The following is a 467-nucleotide window of genomic DNA, read 5'->3' as shown; positions in this document are numbered from 1 at the left end:
AGGGAGACCCGGTGCGTGCCGTCGCCCCAGAGCGCCATCTTGGCGGCGTTGATGGCCTTGGCGGCGGCGATCGCGTTGCGTTCGATGCACGGGACCTGGACCAGCCCGCCGATCGGATCGCAGGTCAGGCCCAGGTTATGTTCCATCGCGATTTCCGCGGCGTTCTCCACCTGCTGGGGCGTGCCGCCCATGACTTCGGCCAGGCCGGCGGCCGCCATCGACGACGCCGATCCCACCTCGCCCTGGCAGCCGACCTCCGCCCCGGARATCGAGGCCTGCTCCTTGTASAGCACCCCGATGGCGCCGGCGGTCAGCAGGAACCTGACGATCGTCTCGTCCCGGTCGGCCTGGGTGGCCTGGTCCATGCCGGGGGCGAAGTGCAGCGCGTAGTAGAGCACGGCCGGGATGATGCCGGCGGCGCCGTTCGTGGGGGCGGTGACGACGCGGCCGCCGGAGGCGTTTTCCTC

1 protein-coding gene is annotated in these 467 nt (G+C 71.0%); it reads right to left on the bottom strand.

The genetic code is table 11. The features are described 5' to 3' along the window. Positions 1 to 467: L-serine ammonia-lyase, iron-sulfur-dependent, subunit alpha (locus AC1DKN_RS21030; protein ID WP_476872410.1), on the bottom strand; the 467-nt coding region annotated here is incomplete at both ends.

Source organism: Arthrobacter sp. 01N444, from assembly GCF_056399305.1.
This window is presented reverse-complemented; position numbering and strand designations above follow the sequence as displayed.